Origin of the sequence: Vibrio atypicus, from assembly GCF_009811315.1 — a bacterium.
Taxonomy (GTDB): Bacteria; Pseudomonadota; Gammaproteobacteria; order Enterobacterales; family Vibrionaceae; genus Vibrio; species Vibrio atypicus.
In genome coordinates this window covers 1-1,092 of sequence record NZ_BLID01000027.1, presented here as the reverse complement: position 1 = coordinate 1,092, position 1,092 = coordinate 1, and the positions used below count along the sequence as shown (strand labels likewise).

Annotated in this window: 1 protein-coding gene; it reads right to left on the bottom strand. The window is 44.9% G+C overall.

Going from position 1 to position 1,092, the window contains the following annotated elements; all coding sequences use genetic code 11:
- Positions 1–31 precede the first annotated feature (31 nt).
- Positions 32–1,000, bottom strand: a complete 969-nt coding sequence (locus GVO60_RS22100; RefSeq protein ID WP_159657889.1) for an IS30-like element ISVa6 family transposase — start codon at positions 998–1,000, stop codon at positions 32–34.
- Positions 1,001–1,092: the final 92 nt, after the last annotated feature.

The following is a 1,092-nucleotide window of genomic DNA, read 5'->3' as shown; positions in this document are numbered from 1 at the left end:
ACTTAGTATCAAGTTTGAAGTGCGACACTTTCTACAGATGCGCATGAATATACTCCGTTGGTGTCCTATACCCAAGTCTTTTGCGTGGGCGCGTATTTAATTTGTGTGCAATTTTATTGCAGAGCTTCTGTGTTACGTGTGACATAGAAGTTCGTTTTGGTAAGTATTGTCGTATCAAACCATTGGTGTTTTCATTAGTGCCTCGCTCCCATGAGTGGTATGGATTTGCAAAGTAAAACAGACAGTTATGGTGTTTTTCTAGTTGCGCATAACCATGAAATTCAGTGCCGTTATCCGCAGTTATCGTCTTAAAAGGTAAGTCAGAGCGGGTCATGATTTTGCTCATTCTTACGTTGAGCGACTCGCTTGTTCTATCGTCCATTTGCCCAATAAAAGTGTAGCCAGTCATTCTGTCGACTAAAGTCACGATACAGTGCTTGGTTCCGCGGCCAACGACGGTATCAATTTCCCAGTGACCAGGCTCTTTTCGCTGCTCAGCTTTTGTAGGTCTTTCGGTAATATGACGCTTTGCTGCCAGCCGACCTCGGCTGTCTTTTGAGTTATACCTTTTGCGCCTTTTCTTAGTGGATTGGCGTAAGTGTTTCCATAGGGTTCCACCGAGAGTTTTGTCGTTCCAAATATGCTGATAAATGAGCTCGTGGCTCATTGTTGGATAGCCTCTTCCCCTTAGGTATCCGACGATTTGGTCAGGACTCCAATCCAGTCGTAGCAAGGCTTCAGGCAACCTAAAGTCGATTTCGCTGTAGCGCTTATTTCTGCGTGACCGGCGCAGCCGGTTGCGAGCCATTTGTTGGGCTCTCCACGCCTGATAGGAGTACCTTTTAAAGTGTCTGTTGTATCGGGAATTGCGTTCAATTTCTCGATAGATAGTGGCTTTGTGACGCCCCAGTTGTTTAGCTATTTTAGCGGTACTAATTCCTTGCTTTCTGAGCGCAGAAATCATATACCTTTCGTTCTCAGTGAGGTGCGTGTATTTCATGTTTTTTACTTCTTGGCGGGAGCAAAGTTCATGATTATCGCATCTCACTGTTTTTATGTTCAGAGGTGTCGCACTTCGTACTTGAATCCAAG

Coding starts and splice junctions, on each gene's coding strand:
- GVO60_RS22100 (WP_159657889.1), bottom strand. CDS start 1,000: ATGAAATACACGCACCTCACTGAGAACGAAAGGTATATGATTTCTGCG.